The 16,730-nt window shown below is 72.6% G+C and carries 11 protein-coding genes, 2 tRNA genes and 1 pseudogene; 3 read left to right on the top strand and 11 right to left on the bottom strand.

What is annotated here, in order from left to right:
• Positions 1-52 precede the first annotated feature (52 nt).
• Positions 53-1,540: pseudogene (locus tag IE247_RS03620) on the top strand (MDR family MFS transporter); the annotation flags it as partial.
• 70 nt (positions 1,541-1,610) lie between these two features.
• On the opposite strand, the gene IE247_RS03615 reads toward IE247_RS03620, so the two are convergent.
• The 7 genes from IE247_RS03615 to IE247_RS03585 all read right to left on the bottom strand — a co-directional run bounded on the left by IE247_RS03615 (position 1,611) and on the right by IE247_RS03585 (position 6,924).
• A complete protein-coding gene (locus IE247_RS03615) occupies positions 1,611-2,375 on the bottom strand; it encodes a TetR/AcrR family transcriptional regulator (RefSeq protein ID WP_190121428.1) in 765 nt (254 codons plus the stop codon).
• A 100-nt stretch (positions 2,376-2,475) separates the two neighbouring features.
• Positions 2,476-3,984 (bottom strand): MFS transporter, encoded by a 1,509-nt coding sequence (locus IE247_RS03610; protein WP_190121335.1) that lies wholly within the window; start codon positions 3,982-3,984, stop codon positions 2,476-2,478.
• A 92-nt stretch (positions 3,985-4,076) separates the two neighbouring features.
• The gene (locus IE247_RS03605; protein WP_308433186.1) at positions 4,077-4,814 is read right to left on the bottom strand and encodes a response regulator transcription factor; all 738 of its coding nucleotides are present in this window, start codon (positions 4,812-4,814) and stop codon (positions 4,077-4,079) included.
• Between the two features lie 66 nt (positions 4,815-4,880).
• Positions 4,881-5,270 carry an antibiotic biosynthesis monooxygenase family protein gene (locus IE247_RS03600; RefSeq protein ID WP_190121334.1) on the bottom strand — a complete coding sequence of 130 codons (390 nt, stop codon included), beginning with the start codon at positions 5,268-5,270 and terminating at the stop codon, positions 4,881-4,883.
• Between the two features lie 114 nt (positions 5,271-5,384).
• Positions 5,385-6,182: a DUF2797 domain-containing protein gene (locus IE247_RS03595; protein ID WP_190121426.1), complete on the bottom strand. Its 798-nt coding sequence runs from the start codon at positions 6,180-6,182 to the stop codon at positions 5,385-5,387.
• Between the two features lie 331 nt (positions 6,183-6,513).
• A tRNA-Arg gene (locus IE247_RS03590) sits at positions 6,514-6,586 on the bottom strand.
• A gap of 244 nt (positions 6,587-6,830) precedes the next feature.
• Positions 6,831-6,924: transfer RNA gene (locus IE247_RS03585), tRNA-Ser, on the bottom strand.
• 243 nt (positions 6,925-7,167) lie between these two features.
• On the opposite strand from IE247_RS03585, the gene IE247_RS03580 reads away from it, so the two are divergent.
• Positions 7,168-7,638, top strand: coding sequence for an SSI family serine proteinase inhibitor (locus IE247_RS03580; protein ID WP_190121333.1), 471 nt, complete (start codon positions 7,168-7,170; stop codon positions 7,636-7,638).
• Between the two features lie 168 nt (positions 7,639-7,806).
• Positions 7,807-11,919, top strand: coding sequence for a PAS domain-containing protein (locus tag IE247_RS03575; RefSeq protein ID WP_190121332.1), 4,113 nt, complete (start codon positions 7,807-7,809; stop codon positions 11,917-11,919).
• A 63-nt stretch (positions 11,920-11,982) separates the two neighbouring features.
• On the opposite strand, the gene IE247_RS03570 is transcribed toward IE247_RS03575, so the two are convergent.
• From IE247_RS03570 to IE247_RS03555, 4 genes are all read right to left on the bottom strand, one after another.
• The gene (locus tag IE247_RS03570) at positions 11,983-13,629 is read right to left on the bottom strand and encodes a long-chain fatty acid--CoA ligase (protein WP_190121331.1); all 1,647 of its coding nucleotides are present in this window, start codon (positions 13,627-13,629) and stop codon (positions 11,983-11,985) included.
• Positions 13,630-13,750: 121 nt separating this feature from the next.
• Complete coding sequence (locus tag IE247_RS03565; RefSeq protein WP_190121330.1) at positions 13,751-14,335, bottom strand: SigE family RNA polymerase sigma factor; 585 nt, start codon at positions 14,333-14,335, stop codon at positions 13,751-13,753.
• A gap of 137 nt (positions 14,336-14,472) precedes the next feature.
• Entirely contained in the window at positions 14,473-15,510 is a 1,038-nt protein-coding gene (locus IE247_RS03560; protein WP_190121329.1) for a DUF1906 domain-containing protein, read from the bottom strand.
• A gap of 52 nt (positions 15,511-15,562) precedes the next feature.
• Positions 15,563-16,723 (bottom strand): lipid-transfer protein, encoded by a 1,161-nt coding sequence (locus tag IE247_RS03555; RefSeq protein ID WP_190121328.1) that lies wholly within the window; start codon positions 16,721-16,723, stop codon positions 15,563-15,565.
• Between the last annotated feature and the right edge of the window lie 7 nt (positions 16,724-16,730).

Raw genomic sequence — 16,730 nt, 5'->3', positions numbered from 1 at the left:
GGGCGCCGACGGCCGGGCCGGGCGGGACGCCCACCCCGACGACGGCCCGTCGATGACCCATCGGCAGATCATGAAGGCGCTGTCCGGGCTGATGCTCGGCATGTTCGTCGCGATCCTGTCGTCCACGATCGTCTCCAACGCCCTGCCCCGGATCATCGGCGATCTCGGCGGCGGACAGAGCGCCTACACCTGGGTGGTCACGGCGGCGCTGCTGTCGATGACCGCGACCACCCCGCTCTGGGGCAAACTCGCCGACCAGTTCAGCAAGAAGCTGCTGGTGCAGTCGGCCCTGCTGATATACATCGCCGGTTCGGTGGTGGCCGGGCTGGCGCAGAACACCGGGACGCTGATCGCCTGCCGGGTGGTCCAGGGCATCGGCGTCGGCGGTCTCACCGCGCTCTCGCAGGTCATCATGGCCGCGATGATCGCCCCCCGGGAGCGGGGCAGATACAGCGGTTATCTGGGGGCCGTCTTCGCGGCCGCGACGGTCGGCGGCCCGCTGCTGGGCGGGGTGATCACGGACACCGACTGGCTCGGCTGGCGCTGGTGCTTCTACGTCGGGGTGCCGTTCGCGCTCATCGCGCTGGTCGTGCTCCAGAAGACACTGAAGCTGCCGGTGGTCCGCCGCCGGGTGAAGGTCGACTGGACGGGCGCGTTCCTGATCAGCGCCGCCGTCTCGCTGCTGCTGGTCTGGGTGACCTTCGCCGGGGACGACTACGCCTGGGCCTCCTGGCAGACCGCCGCCATGGTCGGCGGCGCGGTGGTGCTCGGCGCGGGCTTCCTGCTCACCGAGGCGCGGGCGAGCGAACCGATCATTCCGCTGCGGCTGTTCCGCAACCGGACCATCACCCTCGCCTCGGCCGCCTCGCTCTTCGTCGGCGTCGCGATGTTCGCGGGCACGGTCTTCTTCAGCCAGTACTTCCAGTTGGCGCGGGGGCTGTCGCCGACGATGTCCGGGGTGATGACCATCCCCATGATCGCGGGCCTCGTGCTCTCCTCCACCGTCTCCGGCCTGATCATCACCAGGACGGGCCGCTGGAAGAGCTGGCTGGTCACCGGCGGTGCGCTGACCACGGTGGGGCTGGGGCTGCTGGGCACCATCCGCCATGACACCGAGACCTGGCAACTGGGCGTGCACATGGCCGTGATGGGGCTCGGCCTGGGCATGATGATGCAGAACCTGGTCCTGTGCACCCAGAACCAGGTCTCGCCCGAGGATCTGGGCGCGACCTCCTCCGTGGTCGTCTTCTTCCGCTCCCTCGGCGGCGCGATCGGCGTCTCGGCCCTGGGCGCGGTACTCGGCACCCGGGTCACCCAGTACACGGAGGACGGCCTGGCCGAACTGGGCCCGCGGGGCGCGGCCCCGGGCGAGATCGGCGGCGGCGCCTTCCCCGACCTGGCGGCGCTCCCCGAGCCGGTGCGCGCGGTGCTGGAGAGCGCGTACGGCCATGGCGTCGCGGACGTCTTCCTCTACTCCGCGCCGTTCGCCCTGGTGGCCTGTGTGGTGACGCTCTTCATCAAGGAGGTCCCCCTGAAGAGCGGCAAGGCCTGAGGCCCACGGGCCCGGGCGGCGCCCAGCCCGGGCCCGGTCTGTCCCGGCCGGAGGTCTGCTACCCCCGGGCGGCCATCGCCTCGATGCCGGCGACCAGCAGGTCGAACGCGTAGTCGAAGTCGCGCTGGCGGGCCTCGCCCACCGTGTCGCCGCCCCGCGCGTCCGTGATGTCCGAGGAGCTGTTGAGGTACCGCTTCAGATTCGGATCCCCCTTCATCGAGCCGAGGGCCTGCCGGATGTACTCGTCCTCGGTCATCCCCGCCGACCGGCAGTGGGTGAGGAAGTTGCCCTCGACCGTGCCGAATCCGTAGACGAACTGGAAGACCGCCGAAATGCCGCCCGTCTGTCCGCGCGGGGGCAGTCCGGTGTTCCGCATCACCCGCTGCAAGGACATCGAGAACGCCATCGCGTTCGGCCCGACGTTGAGGAAGGTGCCGACCATCCCCGACATCCAGGGGTGGCGCACCAGCACCGTCCGGTACTCCACGGCCAGCGCGCGCAGCTGCTCCCGCCACCGCTCGGGGTCGTCGGCGTCCGGCAGCGAGGTCTCCCCGAAGGCGGCGTCCAGCGCCAGTTCCAGCAGGTCGTCCTTGGTGTCGACGTACCAGTAGAGCGACATGGCGGTGACTTCCAGCTCCGCCGCCAGCCGCCGCATCGAGAACTTGGCCGCGCCCTCGGCGTCCAGCAGCCGGGTCGTCGCCTCGACGATCTTCGCGCGGTCGAGACCGGCGGGCTGGGCGGCCCGGCGGCCCCGTTCGGCCCTGTCCTCCAGCCAGACGCTGGTCCGCGCGGGACCCTTCGCGCGGTCGGCCGCACTCACCATCACGCCACCCTCCTCGGTGTGCCCCGTCGGACGGCCGGCCCGGGCGAAGCCGCGAAGCCGTCGCCCGGGATCGGCCGATCATGTACCGCCCCGGCCGATGCTATGCCGCCTGCCGGACGGTTTCCTCATTCTCCGCCCGCCACAGCAGCGCCGCCGCGAGCAGGCCGCCCGCCAGCACCGCCACCGCTCCGACCAGCTGACTCGTCTCCAGTCCTGTGGCGAAGGCCGCCGAGACCCCGGCCCGTCCCGCCTCGCCGTCCGCCGCCGCCAGGGCGGCCGGCAGCGAGGCCGCCCCCGCCACTCCCGGCAGCAGCGCGGCGAAGCGGGAGTTCAGTACGGCTCCGAGCACCGCGACGCCGAGGCCGTTGCCGAACTCCGCGAGGGTGCCGTTCACCCCGGCCCCGACGCCGGCCTTCTCGCGGGGGATCGCGCTCATGATCGCGTTGGCCATCGCGGGCATCGAGAGCGCGATGCCCGCGCCCATCACGACCAGGCCGAGGAACATCCCTCCGTAGCTCTCCCCGCCGAGCAGCGCGATCGCCGCGAGACCGGCCGAGACCAGTCCCATGCCGATCGCGATCGTCACCGGGGTGCCGAACTTCGGCAGCAGCCGGGGTCCGATGCCGGTCATGTTCAGGGCGACGATGGTCAGCGCGAGCGGCGCGGTGCGCAGACCGGCGTCCAGCGGTCCGTACCCGAGCACGAACTGAAGGTGCTGGGTCAGCAGGAAGAGCGAGCCGCCCATGCCGAAGGCGACCAGGATCGAGCCCGCGACCGCCCCGACGAACCGCCGGTTCCGGAAGAAGTGCATGTCCAGCATCGGGTACGGGATGCTCAGCTCCCACCGGGCGAAGGCGGTGAGCACCACCGCGCCGATGGCGGCCGAGACGAGCACCTGGCCGGAGGTCCAGCCGTGCTCGGGCCCGGAGATGATCGCGTAGACCACCGCGGTCATACCGATGGTGGAGAGCACCGCGCCGACCAGGTCCGGCCGTTCCCCCTGCGGATTCTTGGACTCCGGCACCAGCAGGAACACCGCGATCAGCCCGGCCGCCGTCACCGGGATGTTGATCAGGAAGATCGAGCCCCACCAGAAGTGGTCGAGCATGATCCCGCCGATCAGCGGTCCGGCAGCGAAGCCGAGCGAGCTGACCGTCGACCAGAGGGCGATGGCCTTGACCCGCTCGGTGTCGTCGAAGATCTGGACGATGACCGCGAGGATCGTGGTCATCAGCAGCGCGCCGCCGACGCCCATGCCGGCGCGCGCGGCGATCAGCTGGGCCGAGGTCTGGGCGAGCCCGGCCGCGAGCGAGCCGATGCCGAAGAGCGCGAGGCCCGCCAGCAGCAGCTTCTTCCGTCCGTAGCGGTCGGCCGCACTGCCCGCGGTGAGCAGCAGACCGGACTGGACCAGCGAGTAGGCGTTGATCATCCACTGGATGTCGGTGGCGGATGCGTCGAGTTCCCGGTTGAGGGAGGGGATGGCGACGCTGAGGACGGTGTTGTCGAGCAGCACGGTCAGCTGGGCGAGGCAGATGACGCCGAGGATCAGCCAGCGCTGCGGATGGCGGCCCGTGGGGGCCGATTCGGGCTTGGCGGTCGTCGCCGTCATGCCAGCTCCTTGTACGGTGTACGAGAGATTTCTCGTACACCGTACAAGGATCGCCATACGCTGTATAGCGAGTAAGGAGGCTCAGCCCGTCTCTACTCCCCCGGCTTGATCAGATACCCCGCTCCCCGCCGGGTGTGGATCATCGGGGAGCAGCCCGCGTCGATCTTCTTCCGGAGGTACGAGACATACAGCTCCACCACATTGGCCTGGCCGCCGAAGTCGTACGACCACACGCGGTCCAGGATCTGCGCCTTGCTGAGCACCCGGCGCGGGTTGCGCATCAGATAGCGCAGCAGCTCGAACTCGGTGGCCGTCAGATGGATGGACCGGCCCGCGCGGGTGACCTCGTGGCTGTCCTCGTCCAGGGTCAGATCGCCCACCGAGAGCAGGGATTCGGTACGCACCGAGGACGCCCCCGACCGGCGGATCAGCCCGCGCAGCCGGGCGACGACCTCCTCCAGCGAGAACGGCTTGGTGACATAGTCGTCGCCGCCCGCCGTCAGCCCCGCGATCCGGTCCTCGACCGCGTCCCTGGCCGTGAGGAAGAGCACCGGCACCGCCGGCTCCTCCCGCCGCAGCCTGCGCAGCACCGATATCCCGTCCATATCGGGAAGCACCACATCGAGCACCACCGCGTCGGGCCTGAACTCCCTCACGGCACGGACCGCTTCGGCTCCGTCCCCCGCGCTGCGCACCTCCCAGCCCTCGTAGCGCAGCGTCATCGAGAGCAGCTCGCTCAACGCCGCCTCGTCGTCCACGATGAGCACCCGGACGGGCTTCCCGTCCGCTCTGAGCATCTCGGTACGCCCCTGGGGCGAGATCGCGGTCATGGCGTCAGCCTTCGCCCCCGCCGTGAAAACGGCCTTGGCCCAGCCTGTGAATTTCCTGAGAAACGCCTAACCCTCCGCGCCGCGGGCGGCGTTGCCGTGGGGGACCGGACGGGACTCCCGGCTGAAGGAGTGGCTCCGCTCGACCTTCCCGATGTGGAGGGTGTACTCGCGGTACCAGTTCTCACGGCCGTACCGCTGGGCCGCGCGGTGCTCCGGGTGGCGCTGCCAGACGGCGATGGACTCCTCGTCGCGGAAGTACGCGACCGTGATCCCCAGCCCGCCGGGGGCGCAGGCCGACTCGTACCCCAGGAAGCCCGGTATCTCCTCCACCAGCTTCCCCATCCGCCGGGCGGTCTCGGGGTAACCGTCCTGGGAGTCGCTCAGCACGGAGGTGAAGACAACGGTGTAGTAGGGGGGTTCATGGGCGGGGACAGGTCTCACGAGGTCGTTGCTCATGTCCTTCACCCTGCGGTCCGGCGGGGCGGGGAGTCCACGGTCATTGCGATAAGGGATGCGTCCGGGATCCAAGTCTTTACCCGCGCCCCCTCGGCCTGCCCCTGTCCCCCTGGTTCAGAAGAGCCCGTCCTGCACTGTGCCGCCCGCCTCCACCCCTTCGAGCGGGACGGTCGGCACCGAGACCCCCTCCCCGGGACCGGCCCCGACGAGGGACCAGCCGGTCATCAGCCGGGTGTCGAGTACGACGATCTCCCCGTCCGCCGTACGCAGATGCAGATCCGGCCCGGCGACGGCGAGCAGCGTCCCCGCGACCGTCCCTCCGTCGGCGAGTTCCCGTACGGCCGAGACGGCGGGCGGCAGCCCCGCGAGCCCGAACGCCTCCGTGTGGTCGACGGCCTCGAACCCGAGCGGCTCCAGCGACTCCGCCCACCCGTCCAGCGCGAGAGCGGCGCGGTGCAGCTCCCCGATCTCCGCCGCGCGCTCCCGCGCCGTCTCGGGCAGCCGGGTGCGGACGGCCCGCTTCCGGGCGTACGGGATCCGGTCCGGTATCCCCAGAGCCGCGCGAAGCAGCTCCTCGGTCCGCCGCGCCGCCATCAGCGGGCCGCGCCCCAGCCAGCTGAAGACCACCGCCCCCTGCTCCAGCAGCCTGGCCGGCCCGCGCTCCTCCGCCGTGATCCCCACCTTGACCAGCCCCGGTCCGAACCAGGCGAGATAGACCCGGTACACCCTCGGATCATCCGCGATCGTGTCCGCCGCCACCGAGTGCGCCCGGTCCAGCCGCGCACACTCCCCACACCGCGCACTGGTCACCCGCCCCGACACCACCGCCCCCAGCGGACACACATTCCCGCGCGCCCCCACACACCCCCGCTCCCCCTCGGCCCGAAACCCCAGGCTCTTCCCCGCCACCAGCGGACTGACCCGCCCGCCCTCTCACCGCAGCACGGCCATCCGCGCCCCCGCCGGCCATCCGACCCCGGAGCACCGCCATGTCATCCGTACCTCCGGGCGCACGCAGATTTCTTACCGAAAACGGGCAGATTACCCGAGCCGACCGACACCCTCCGGGGCTGTACATCGCATTCCGGCCGCGCCCGGCCCGCTCCCCGGCTCACTCCTCCGCAGGCCAGCCGCATATCCCCAGCCACCGGCGGTGTCCTGATCTACCCGCCCCTCTGGGCACTACTCGAAGGACAACAAAGCAAAAGGCCCCTGGATGAAATCCAGGGGCCTTTTGGCACTGTGCACTCGGCAGGATTCGAACCTGCAACCTTCTGATCCGTAGTCAGATGCTCTATCCGTTAAGCTACGAGTGCTTGGCTTCCCGGGCTTTTCTTCCCGGTCGGCGTTGCGAGAACAACATTACATGACCTGCGCCGTGAGGCGAAATCCATTCGACACACCCGGCCTGAGCTGCGGAAACGCCAGGATCCGAGTCGGTGTGGGATGGGTGATCCCGCGCGGGGATCCCGGCCGGGCGTTCGATCGGGGACGGGCCGGGGACGGGCCGGGGGATACACGAAAGCCCCGGCCGTGGGGCCGGGGCTTTGGTGATCGAGCTGGCGGAGGCGGAGGGATTTGAACCCTCGATGGGCTTTAAAACCCAAACCGCATTAGCAGTGCGGCGCCATAGACCGGACTAGGCGACGCCTCCAGCACACCCCGCGCGGGCGCGTTGTGTGTGCCGATGATGACACAGTCGAACGCCGTGTCACCAATCGCGGCCCACGGTACTAGGGACCCGGGCCGCAGGGCAAAGCGCGAAGGGCCGGGCGGGCGGGGTGGGGGCGGGGGCGCAACGTGAGGGCGGGAGGGGCGTTAGGAGGGGTGGGGGCGATGGATCGGACGCGCCTCCGGGAACAGGACGACAGGACCGCCCAGAGCTTCGGGAGCCCCCATGCTGCGCCGCATCATCCTCACCGTGACCGCTTCGGCCGCCGCGCTCGCCACGGCCGCCCCCACGGCCGGGGCGGCGGCGGATCTGCCGCTGCCCGCGCTGTCGCCGCTGACCTCGCTGCTGTCCGCGCCCGAGGAGCGGCGGGACAGGCTGACGGTCGTGGTGTCGGACACGGGAAACGCGCGGACCGAGGGACGGTACCGGCTGGAGTGCGACCCGGCAGGGGGGACGCACCCGGCGGCCGAGGGGGCGTGCGAGCGGTTGGACGAGCTGGCGCGGGAGGGGCGCGACCCGTTCGCGCCGGTGCCGCTGGGGCGGGTGTGTACGCAGCAGACGGGCGGCCCGGCCACCGCGCGGGTGACGGGAACGTGGCGGGGGCGGACGGTGAACGCGACGTTCAGGCGGACCGACGGCTGCGAGATCTCCCGCTGGCAGAGCATGGAACCCGTGCTGCCGAGCACCCGTTTCTGAGGGGTCCGCGCACCCTGTTCGCACGGGGTGCGGATATGAGGTCCCCCTCATCCGCCGCCCCTCGCGCATCCGGTGCACTTAGACTCCCTTCAGTGACAGGCCGAGACCCGAAGGGCAAAATGGGGCCGGCCGTCCGCACATGCAGCAGGCCAGGAAGGAACCGTCGTTGTGAGCAGCAGGCCGTCCCGAGGCGCTGCTCGCCTCGCGGCAATACTCGACGCGCTCCCCGACGGCCTGGTGCTCGTCAACGCCAACGGCACGGTCGTCAACGCCAACACGATCGCGCTGGGGCTCTTCGAGGCCCCGGGCACCGCCCTGGTGGGGCGCGGGCTGCTCGATCTGCTGCCCGCGTTCGACTCGCGGCTCATCCCCGGTTCCATGCGCCGCCCCGAGGCGGCCGACGAGCGGGGACGCACCAAGCCCACCCGGATGATGGCCCGGCGGACCGACGGCAGCGAGTTCCCCGTCGAGGTGACCAGCGCCAGCCTGGAGGACGGCCGCGAGGCCTATGACTCGCACGGCGGCTACACCGGCGACGAGTTGCTGATGCTGGTCGTGCGCGATCTGTCCGGGACGATGGACACCGAGGCGGAACTGGCGCGTTCGCAGCGGCAGACCGAGATGATTCTGCGGGCCGCCGCCGAGGGCGTCGTGGGCACGGACACCGAGGGCCGGGTCGTGCTGGTCAATCCGGCCGCCGCCCAGATCCTCGGATTCCGCGCCAGCGACCTCGGCGGCCAGGAGCTGCACCCGCTGATCCTGCACTCGCGCGAGGACGGCAAGCCCTTCCCGTACGCCGAGTCGCCGCTCGCGGACACCCTGCGCTCCGGGCGCAAGCACCGGGTGCGCGGGCAGGTGCTGTGGGCGAAGGACGGCACCCGGGTGCCGGTCGATCTGACCACCGCTCCGGTACGGGACGGGGATCAGCTCGTCGGCGCGGTGATGACCTTCACGGACCGGCGGCCGGGCGAGGAGCTGGCCGCCCGGCACGCGGCGGAGCTGGCCGAGGTCACCGAGCGGCTCACGGCCGAGAACGAGAAGACCTCCGAACGCCTCACGGCCGAGCTGGCGGAGACCACCGAGCGCTTCACCGCCGAGCTGGCGGACAGGTCGGAGCGGTACAGCGTGGAGATCGAGGAGCGCGACGAGCGCTTCGAGGAGCTGTCGAACCGTCATGAGCAGCTGACCGCCGTACTCGGCGACTCGCTGCGCGGGCCGCTGGAGGAGCTGCGCGCCGAGCTGGGCACGCTCGTCGCCGACCCCGCCGGACAGCTGTGGCCCGAGGCCAATCAGGTGCTGCACTATCTGGCCGCCGGTTATTCGCGGATGACGACGCTCATCGACAATGTCCTCGGCTACCAGCGGCTCGACACCGGCCGGGAGCCGCTCGACAAGTCGAAGGTGCTGCTCGACGCGGTCGTCGCGACCGCCGTCGAGGGCGCGGTCGAGCTGATCGGGCCCGGCCGGGCGCAGTTCGCCGTGCACGCGCCGGCGATCGAGGCGGAGGTGGACGCGGCGCGGCTGGCGACGGCGCTCGCGCATCTGGCCGCCGATGTGGCCGGGGTCGACTCGACCGGCAGGGCCCGGTTGCTGCCCGACGGCGGACACGCGGACTCGACGGTGGTGCTCGCGGCCGCGCAGCGCGGCGAGGTCGTACGGATCGAGGTGCGCGGGCCGTTCGCGGGCGGGGACCCGGTGCACGAGCCGATCGTGCGCGGGATCGTCCGGGCGCACGGCGGAGTGCTCCAGACGCACGACGTACCGGGGATGAGCGGCAGCGCGTATGTGCTGGAGGTGCCGCTCGGCGCGGGCGCGGGCGTGATGCCGACGCCCGCTCCGGTGCCCACGCCGGTGAACGCGCTGGCGCCGGCCGCCCGGCAGACGGCCCGGCCCGCTCCCGCCGCCGCCCCGGTCCCTCCGCGACCGCTTCCCCGCATCGCCCCGGCCGCTCCGGCCGCCCCGGCGACGGCGCCTCCCGCTCCCGCGCCGCCGTCGGCTGCGGAGACTCCGGCGGCCCCGGCGGCCCCGGCGGCCCCCGAGGCCGATTCCACCGGCGCGATCGCCCTGCCGCTGCCGGAGCAGCGCACCTCCTCCCAGGTGGCGGCCGAGCCCGAGACAGAGTCCAGGACCGAGACCGGGACCGAGCCGGGCGCGGAGCCCAGCGGGCGTCGGCGTCGCGGGTCCACCGACGCCTTCCTGGAGAGCGTTCTCCCGGTGCGGAGCGCCCCGGAGGAACCCGTCCCGCCGGTGCCGACGGGACGGCGCAGGGCCGCCGAGCAGGACGGGACGGCCGAAGCGCAGGATTCCGGCGGTACGCAGGGGGGCGGCGGCGGAACCGGCCGTCGGCGCGGGCGGCCGAGCCCGGCCGAAGAGCCGGTGGCACCCGTGGAGCCGGTGAGTCCGGTTGGGCCCGCAGCGCCCGTGGAGCCGACCGAGCCGGCCGAGCCGGTGGGCCCTCCGCCGCCGCCCGTCGCGTCCGGCGTACCCGCCGAGGGTTCCGTGGTCACGGCCGCCGAGGGGGCGAGTGGACGAGCGGCGTTCGGGCAGGCCGTACCGCCGCAGGGGGTGCCCCAGCAGGCGGTTCCCCCGCAGGGCATGGCCCAGGGGATTCCGCAGCAGCAGAGCGTTCAGCACGCCGTACCGCCGCAGGGGCTCGTCGCCGACCCCGCCGGACAGCGTCCGGTTCGCAGTGGGATGCCCGAGCTGTCGGCCGGGCCCGCCGCCGCCGAGGCCGCCGGGCGGCGCGCCCGCCGCGCGCTGGCCCCCGCGCCCGCGCCCGCACCCGCACCGGAAGAACCCGAGACCGGACGGAGCGCGTTCGCGCTGCCGCCCGCCGAGGCCGACCGGCCGACGACACCCGCACCCGCACCCGCACCGGCACCGGCACCGGCACCGGCCGTGGAGTTCACGGACCACTCCACGCCGACCGGCCGCCGCCGGGCCCACCCCGGCGAGCCGCAGGAGACCGGGACGGCCGGGCCCGTCCCCGTACCCGCCGACGATCCCGCCGGGGGCCACACCGCTTCGCGTGACTCGGTCTCGGGGCCGAGCACCGGTTCCGTCTCGCTGCCGCTGCCGCCGCTCGAACCGCCCGTGGCCGGTCCGGAGACCGCCGGACCGCACACCCTCGCCCAGCCGCTTCCGGCGGAGGCTCCGCTTCCGGCCGATGCCTCGCACGGGCGGGCCTTCAGCGTGCGGACGCTCGGGCAGGGCGTGCCCTTCGCCCAGCAGGTCACCGACAAGCAGCAGGGGCAGGGGCAGCAGCAGGCCCAGCAGGGCTCGCTCGGCTCCGGCCGCCGGCGCAGGCTGGCCACGCCCCCCGACATCGGCATCGAGCGCGGCGGCGCGGAGCCGTCCGCCCGTCCGCATCCGCAGGGCCAGCCGGGAACCGGGCCCGGCGGCACCGCCCCCCGGCCGCCCGGCGAGCGGGCCGAGGGACGGGCGTACGCGATAGGCGCGCCCGACGAGGGCGCCGAGGGCCCCCAGCCGCTCGACGGCCCCGGCGGCGCGGTGGAGGTGGCCAACCGGCCGCAGCCGCAGCCGGTGGACGACGAGCTGCCCCCGGAGCCGCTGGACAATCCGCGCAGGCTGCTGGTCTGGCCCGCGCCCGATGTCTCCACCCAGCAGGCGCTGAGCGATCGCGGCTACCGGCCGGTCGTGGTGCACTCCCGCGAGGAGGTCGACGCCCAGATCGCCGCGTTCCCCGCCGCGCTCTTCGTCGACCCGCTGACCGGCCCCATCACCAGGACCGCGCTTCAGTCGCTCCGTCAGGCCGCCGTGGCGGCCGAGGTCCCCGTACTGGTCACGGCCGGTCTCGGGCAGGCGACCCGGGAGGCCGCGTACGGCGCGGATCCGGCGATCCTGCTCAAGGCGCTGGCCCCGCGCGACAGCGAGCAGCATCCGCCCCGGGTGCTGCTGATCGAGGAGCACGAGGAGATCGCGCTCGCGCTCACCGAGACCCTGGAGCGGCGCGGCATGCAGGTCGCGCGGGCGGGCGCGGACACCGACGCGGTGACGCTCGCGGCGCAGACGCGGCCGAACCTGGTGGTGATGGACCTGATGCAGGTACGCCGCCGCCGGGCCGGGATCATCGACTGGCTGCGGGCCAACGGACGGCTCAACCGCACCCCGCTGGTGGTCTACACCTCGGCCGGGCTCAACCGGGCCGAGCTGCCCCGGCTCTCCTCGGGCGAGACCGTGCTCTTCCTCGCGGAGCGCTCCACCAGCGGCGAGGTGCAGTCCCGCATCGTGGATCTGCTCGCCAAGATCGGTACGAACTAGACGGGCCGATGCGGGGAAGCGGTCGCGGAGGGACCGGGGCGGTCGGTCGGTCGGACAGGCTGGTCAGAGCAGGGTGACGTCCAGCTCGCCGTCCGCGTACTGCCTGCGGATCACCTTCTTGTCGAACTTGCCGACGCTCGTCTTCGGCACCGCCGGGACCAGCGCCCATCGCTCCGGGAGCTGCCACTTGGCGATCCGCTCGGCGAGGAACGCCTTGAGCGCCTCGTAACCGGCGGTCGAGCCCTCGACGAGGACGACGGTGGCGAGCGGGCGTTCGCCCCACTTCTCGTCGGGGACGGCGACGACGGCGGCCTCGGCCACCTCCGGGTGGGCCATCAGCGCGTTCTCCAGTTCGACGCTGGATATCCACTCTCCGCCGGACTTGATGACGTCCTTGGCCCGGTCGGTGAGGGTCAGGAAGCCGTTCTCGCCGATGACGCCGACATCGCCGGTGCGCAGCCAGCCGTCCGCGCTGAACTTGTCGGCGGGCCTGATCTCCTCGGCGCCCGCGCCCCCGTAGTACGCGCCCGCTATCCAGGGGCCGCGCACCTCCAGCTCGCCCGCCGAGCGCCCGTCCCAGGGCAGCGTCTCGCCCGCCGGGCCGATCAGCCGTGCCTCCACGCCCGCCGGGAAGCGCCCCTGGGTGACGCGGTAGGGCCACTCCTCCTCGGCGCTCAGCCCGGCCGGGGGGTGCGCCATCGTGCCGAGCGGGGAGGTCTCCGTCATGCCCCAGGCGTGACAGAGGCGTACGCCGAGCTTGTCGTACGCCTCCATCAGCGCGGGCGGACAGGCCGCGCCGCCGATGGTGACCTGCTTCATGGAGGTCAGATCGCGGGGGCGGGCCAGCACCTCGGCCAGCAGACCCTGCCAGATGGTGGGGACGGCGGCGGCGTGGGTGGGGCGCTCGCGCTCGATCATCTCGGCGAGCGGGGCGGGCTGGAGGAAACGATCCGGCATCAGGAGGTTGATGCCGGTCATAAAGGTCGCGTGGGGCAGTCCCCAGGCATTCACATGGAATTGGGGTACGACGACCAGCGAGGTGTCCTGGTCGTTGAGGCCCATCGACTCGGACATGTTCACCTGCATCGAGTGCAGATAGATCGAGCGGTGCGAGTAGACCACGCCCTTGGGGTCCCCGGTGGTGCCGGAGGTGTAACACATGGCGGCGGCGGTCCGTTCGTCCAGCTCGGGCCAGTCGTAGTCGGCCGGACGGCCCGCTATCAAATCCTCGTACTCATGTATCTGCGCCTCGGTGTCGGCGAGCAGCGCGCGGTCCCCCGGGCCGGAGACGACGATGTGCTCGACCGTCGGCAGATGGGACAGCAGGGGCGCGAGCAGCGGCAGGAGGGTGCCGTCCACGATGACGACGCGGTCGGCGGCGTGATTGACGATCCACACCAGCTGTTCGGCGGGGAGGCGGAGGTTGAGCGTGTGCAGTACGGCGCCCATGGCCGGGATCGCGAGATACGCCTCGACGTGCTCGGCGTTGTTCCACATGAGGGTGGCGACCCGCTGGTCGGCGTCGATGCCGAGTTCGTCGCGGAGCGCGCCCGCCAGCTGCCCCGCTCGCGCACCGACCTCCGCGAAGCTGCGCCGGCGCGGCTCGGCCTCCCCCGTCCAGGTCGTGATCTGGGACTTTCCGTGGATCGTCATCCCGTGTCGCAGGATGCGGGTCACGGTCAGCGGTACATCCTGCATGGTGCTGAGCACGGCGTCCTCCCGATGGGCGCATGGGCGCTACCTGGCAGTAGGTTGTGCAGATTCTGCGCCCAGGGCTCTGCTGTGTCACTACCCACGAGGGAGGATTCGGCGTACGGGTCGGCGGACCGGGTCAGCGGACCGGGGCCAGCTCCGGGTCCTCGCGGAGTTTACCGAGCGCGCGCGACACCGCGCTCTTGACCGTGCCGATCGACACCCCGAGCACCTCCGCCGTCTGGGCCTCGCTGAGATCCTCGTAGTAGCGCAGTACGACCATCGCCCGCTGCCGGTCGGGCAGCTTCATCACCGCGCGCCACATCGCGTCGTGCAGCACCTGCCGCTCGGCCGGGTCGGGCGCGGGGAAGTTCTCCGGCTCGGGCAGCTCGTCGCACGCGAACTCGTCCACCTTGCGCTTGCGCCACTGCGAGGTGCGGGTGTTGAGCAGGGCGCGGCGCACATAGCCGTCGAGCGCCCGGTGGTCCTCTATTCGTTCCCACGCGACGTACGTCTTGGTCAGCGCGGTCTGGAGCAGATCCTCCGCGTCGCAGGGGTTGGCGGTCAGGGAACGGGCGGTGCGCAGCAGGACCGGCCCCCGGGCCCTGACGTACGACGAGAACGACGAGTAGCGAGCGTGAGGCGAAAACCGTGTGTCGGCCCCGTACGACGGAGCCGCCGGCAGGGCGGCCCTCGAAGCGTTTGTGCAGACTGGCGTGGTCATGGCTCCACGCTAGGAGCGGTCCCCTCCTGTTCGGATCGGCCGGAGGGCCTGAAGCCTTCTCCGCCTCAGGTTGTACGGTCGGGGGCCTTCCGACCTCCTGTGGGTGGAGGAGACCCTCAGGTGGGACGACATCGGTCTCAGGGCTGATTCGCCCCTCCGGGCGGGGGAGACGGCGTCCCGGGCGCCTTCGGATCGTCTTCGGGTCGTCGGCTGACACGCGCCACCGGGGCGTCGGTCATATTGCGTCCGACGGTGAGCCGATGGCCTCCGTACTCCTCGGTGACCTCGCCCTCGTACTGGTGGATCCGGCGCTTCACCCGCCAGGCGTACGGGTGCAGAACGGCCTCCCCGTGCAGCGACGGCCGGTGGTTCCAGCGGGAGAACCACAGGGCGGAGGGGAGATCGCCGGTGCCGGCCCGGCGGGCGCGCTCCATGTGGCGGGCCCCCGTCTCGGCGTCGCCGCGCAGGCCGGGGACGTACCCCTGGCGGCGTACCTCGCGGTTCCAGGCGCGGATGAAATCGAGGGTGGCGCGGACGCAGTCGGCGTCGCCGAGGTCGTAAGACCTGAGGCTGACATAGAGCGCGCTGCCCCGGTCCATGCCGAGCGCGGCGGCCTGCCGTACGGCGTCGCCGCCCTCGCGCTCGCCCTGGGCGGCGGGGGCGGCCCCGATGCTCTCCCGGGCGTTGCGCGCGCCCCGGGCAGCCGCCGCCTCTTGAGTCTCCTCGGGCTCACCGGCCTTACCAGCCTCACCGGCCTCATCGGCTCTCCGGGGCTCCCTCGCGCACGGCGGCTGGGAGCCGGCGAACACCGGCAGCACCCGCCAGCCCATCCGGTGCACCTCGGACACCCAGCGCCGGGTGAGATGCGGCTGGTCGGGACAGTCGCGGCCGCGCCCGCCGTAGGTCACGCCGACCGCTCCGTACGGGGAGGAGCCGCGCCACGCCCTCATCACGGCGAGCGAGGGGACCCGGCAGACGTCGAACGCCAGACCCCGGAAGGTCACATCGGTGTCGGCGGTGGTGTCGGGAGGTTCGGCGAGGACGCCGGTCGTCGACGCCCGGCGGGTGTCCGATGCGGTCCGGCCCGGCGGCGGGGCGAGCAGCAGATCGGGCAGGCCGAGCAGCGAGATCAGTACGAGGGCGGCGGCGACCTGGGCCCGGCTGCGGGTGCGCATGGCCGAAGTGAACGGCCCCGGGGACCCGGCGGCCAGCGCTGCGGCCCTTCGCTCAGCCGTCCGCGCCCAGGATCAACCCGGACGTCGGAACGCCGGTGCCCGCCGTGACCAGTGCCCTGGCCGCGCCCGGGACCTGGTTCACCGAGGTGCCCCGGATCTGCCGTACCGCCTCGGCGACGCCGTTCATCCCGTGCAGATACGCCTCGCCCAGCTGGCCGCCGTGGGTGTTCAGCGGCAGCGCGTCCGCCGCGACGAAGTCCGAGGCCTCCCCCCGGCCGCAGAAGCCGTACTCCTCAAGCTGCATCAGCACGTACGGGGTGAAGTGGTCGTAGACGATCCCGACGTCGATGTCGCCCGGGGCGAGACCGGAGGCGCGCCAGAGCTGCCGGGCGACCACGGCCGTCTCGGGCAGGCCGGTGAGATCGGCGCGGTGGAAGCCGGTCATCTGCTCCTGCGACCGGCCCGCGCCCTGCGCGGCGGCGACGATCACTGCGGGCGGGTGCGGCAGCTCACGGGCCCGCTCCAGGCTGGTGACGACGAGCGCCTGGCCGCCGTCGGTCTCCTGGCAGCAGTCGAGCAGCCGCAGCGGCTCCGCGATCCAGCGGGACGCCGCGTGGTCGGCGAGGGTGATGGGCCGCCGGTAGAAGTACGCGGCGGGGTTGCGGGCCGCGTGCCGCCGGCCGGTGACGGCGACCGGGCCGAAGGCCTCGGGGGTGAGCCCGTGGACGCTCAGATAGCGCCGGGCGGTCATCGCCGCCCAGGAGGCGGGGGTGAGCAGCCCGAACGGCATGTTCCAGCCCAGGGCCGCCCCCTCGGCCGAGGGTTCCCGCTGTCGCACCCCGGAGCCGAAGCGACGGCCGGAGCGCTCGTTGAACGCGCGGTAGCAGACGACCACCTCGGCGACCCCGGCGGCGACGGCGGGCGCGGCCTGCTGCACGGTGGCGCAGGCCGCGCCGCCGCCGTAGTGGATCCGGGAGAAGAAGGACAGCTCGCCGATCCCGGTGGCCCGGGCGACGGCGATCTCGGGGCTGGTGTCCATGGTGAAGGTGACGAGTCCGTCGACATCGGCGGGGCTGAGCCCGGCGTCGTCCAGGGCGGCGCGGACCGCCTCGGCCGCGAGCGCCAGCTCGCTGCGGCCGGAGTCCTTGGAGAACTCGGTGGCCCCGATGCCGACGACGGCCGCCCGGCCGCCCAGACCGCCGCCCCTGTTCATCCGGTTC

Origin of the sequence: Streptomyces inusitatus, from assembly GCF_014651115.1 — a bacterium.
In the GTDB taxonomy this organism is placed as follows: domain Bacteria; phylum Actinomycetota; class Actinomycetes; order Streptomycetales; family Streptomycetaceae; genus Streptomyces; species Streptomyces amakusaensis.
The sequence above is the reverse complement of the archived record's forward strand: the minus strand, read 5'-3'. Positions and strand labels throughout refer to the sequence as shown.

What these genes read in the sequence shown, in the direction of transcription:
- IE247_RS03615 (WP_190121428.1), bottom strand. Translation starts at nt 2,375, where the DNA reads ATGGTGAGTGCGGCCGACCGCGCGAAGGGTCCCGCGCGGACCAGCGTC.
- IE247_RS03610 (WP_190121335.1), bottom strand. Translation starts at nt 3,984, where the DNA reads ATGACGGCGACGACCGCCAAGCCCGAATCGGCCCCCACGGGCCGCCAT.
- IE247_RS03605 (WP_308433186.1), bottom strand. Translation starts at nt 4,814, where the DNA reads ATGACCGCGATCTCGCCCCAGGGGCGTACCGAGATGCTCAGAGCGGAC.
- IE247_RS03600 (WP_190121334.1), bottom strand. Translation starts at nt 5,270, where the DNA reads ATGAGCAACGACCTCGTGAGACCTGTCCCCGCCCATGAACCCCCCTAC.
- IE247_RS03580 (WP_190121333.1), top strand. Translation starts at nt 7,168, where the DNA reads ATGCTGCGCCGCATCATCCTCACCGTGACCGCTTCGGCCGCCGCGCTC.
- IE247_RS03565 (WP_190121330.1), bottom strand. Translation starts at nt 14,335, where the DNA reads ATGACCACGCCAGTCTGCACAAACGCTTCGAGGGCCGCCCTGCCGGCG.
- IE247_RS03560 (WP_190121329.1), bottom strand. Translation starts at nt 15,510, where the DNA reads ATGCGCACCCGCAGCCGGGCCCAGGTCGCCGCCGCCCTCGTACTGATC.
- IE247_RS03555 (WP_190121328.1), bottom strand. Translation starts at nt 16,723, where the DNA reads ATGAACAGGGGCGGCGGTCTGGGCGGCCGGGCGGCCGTCGTCGGCATC.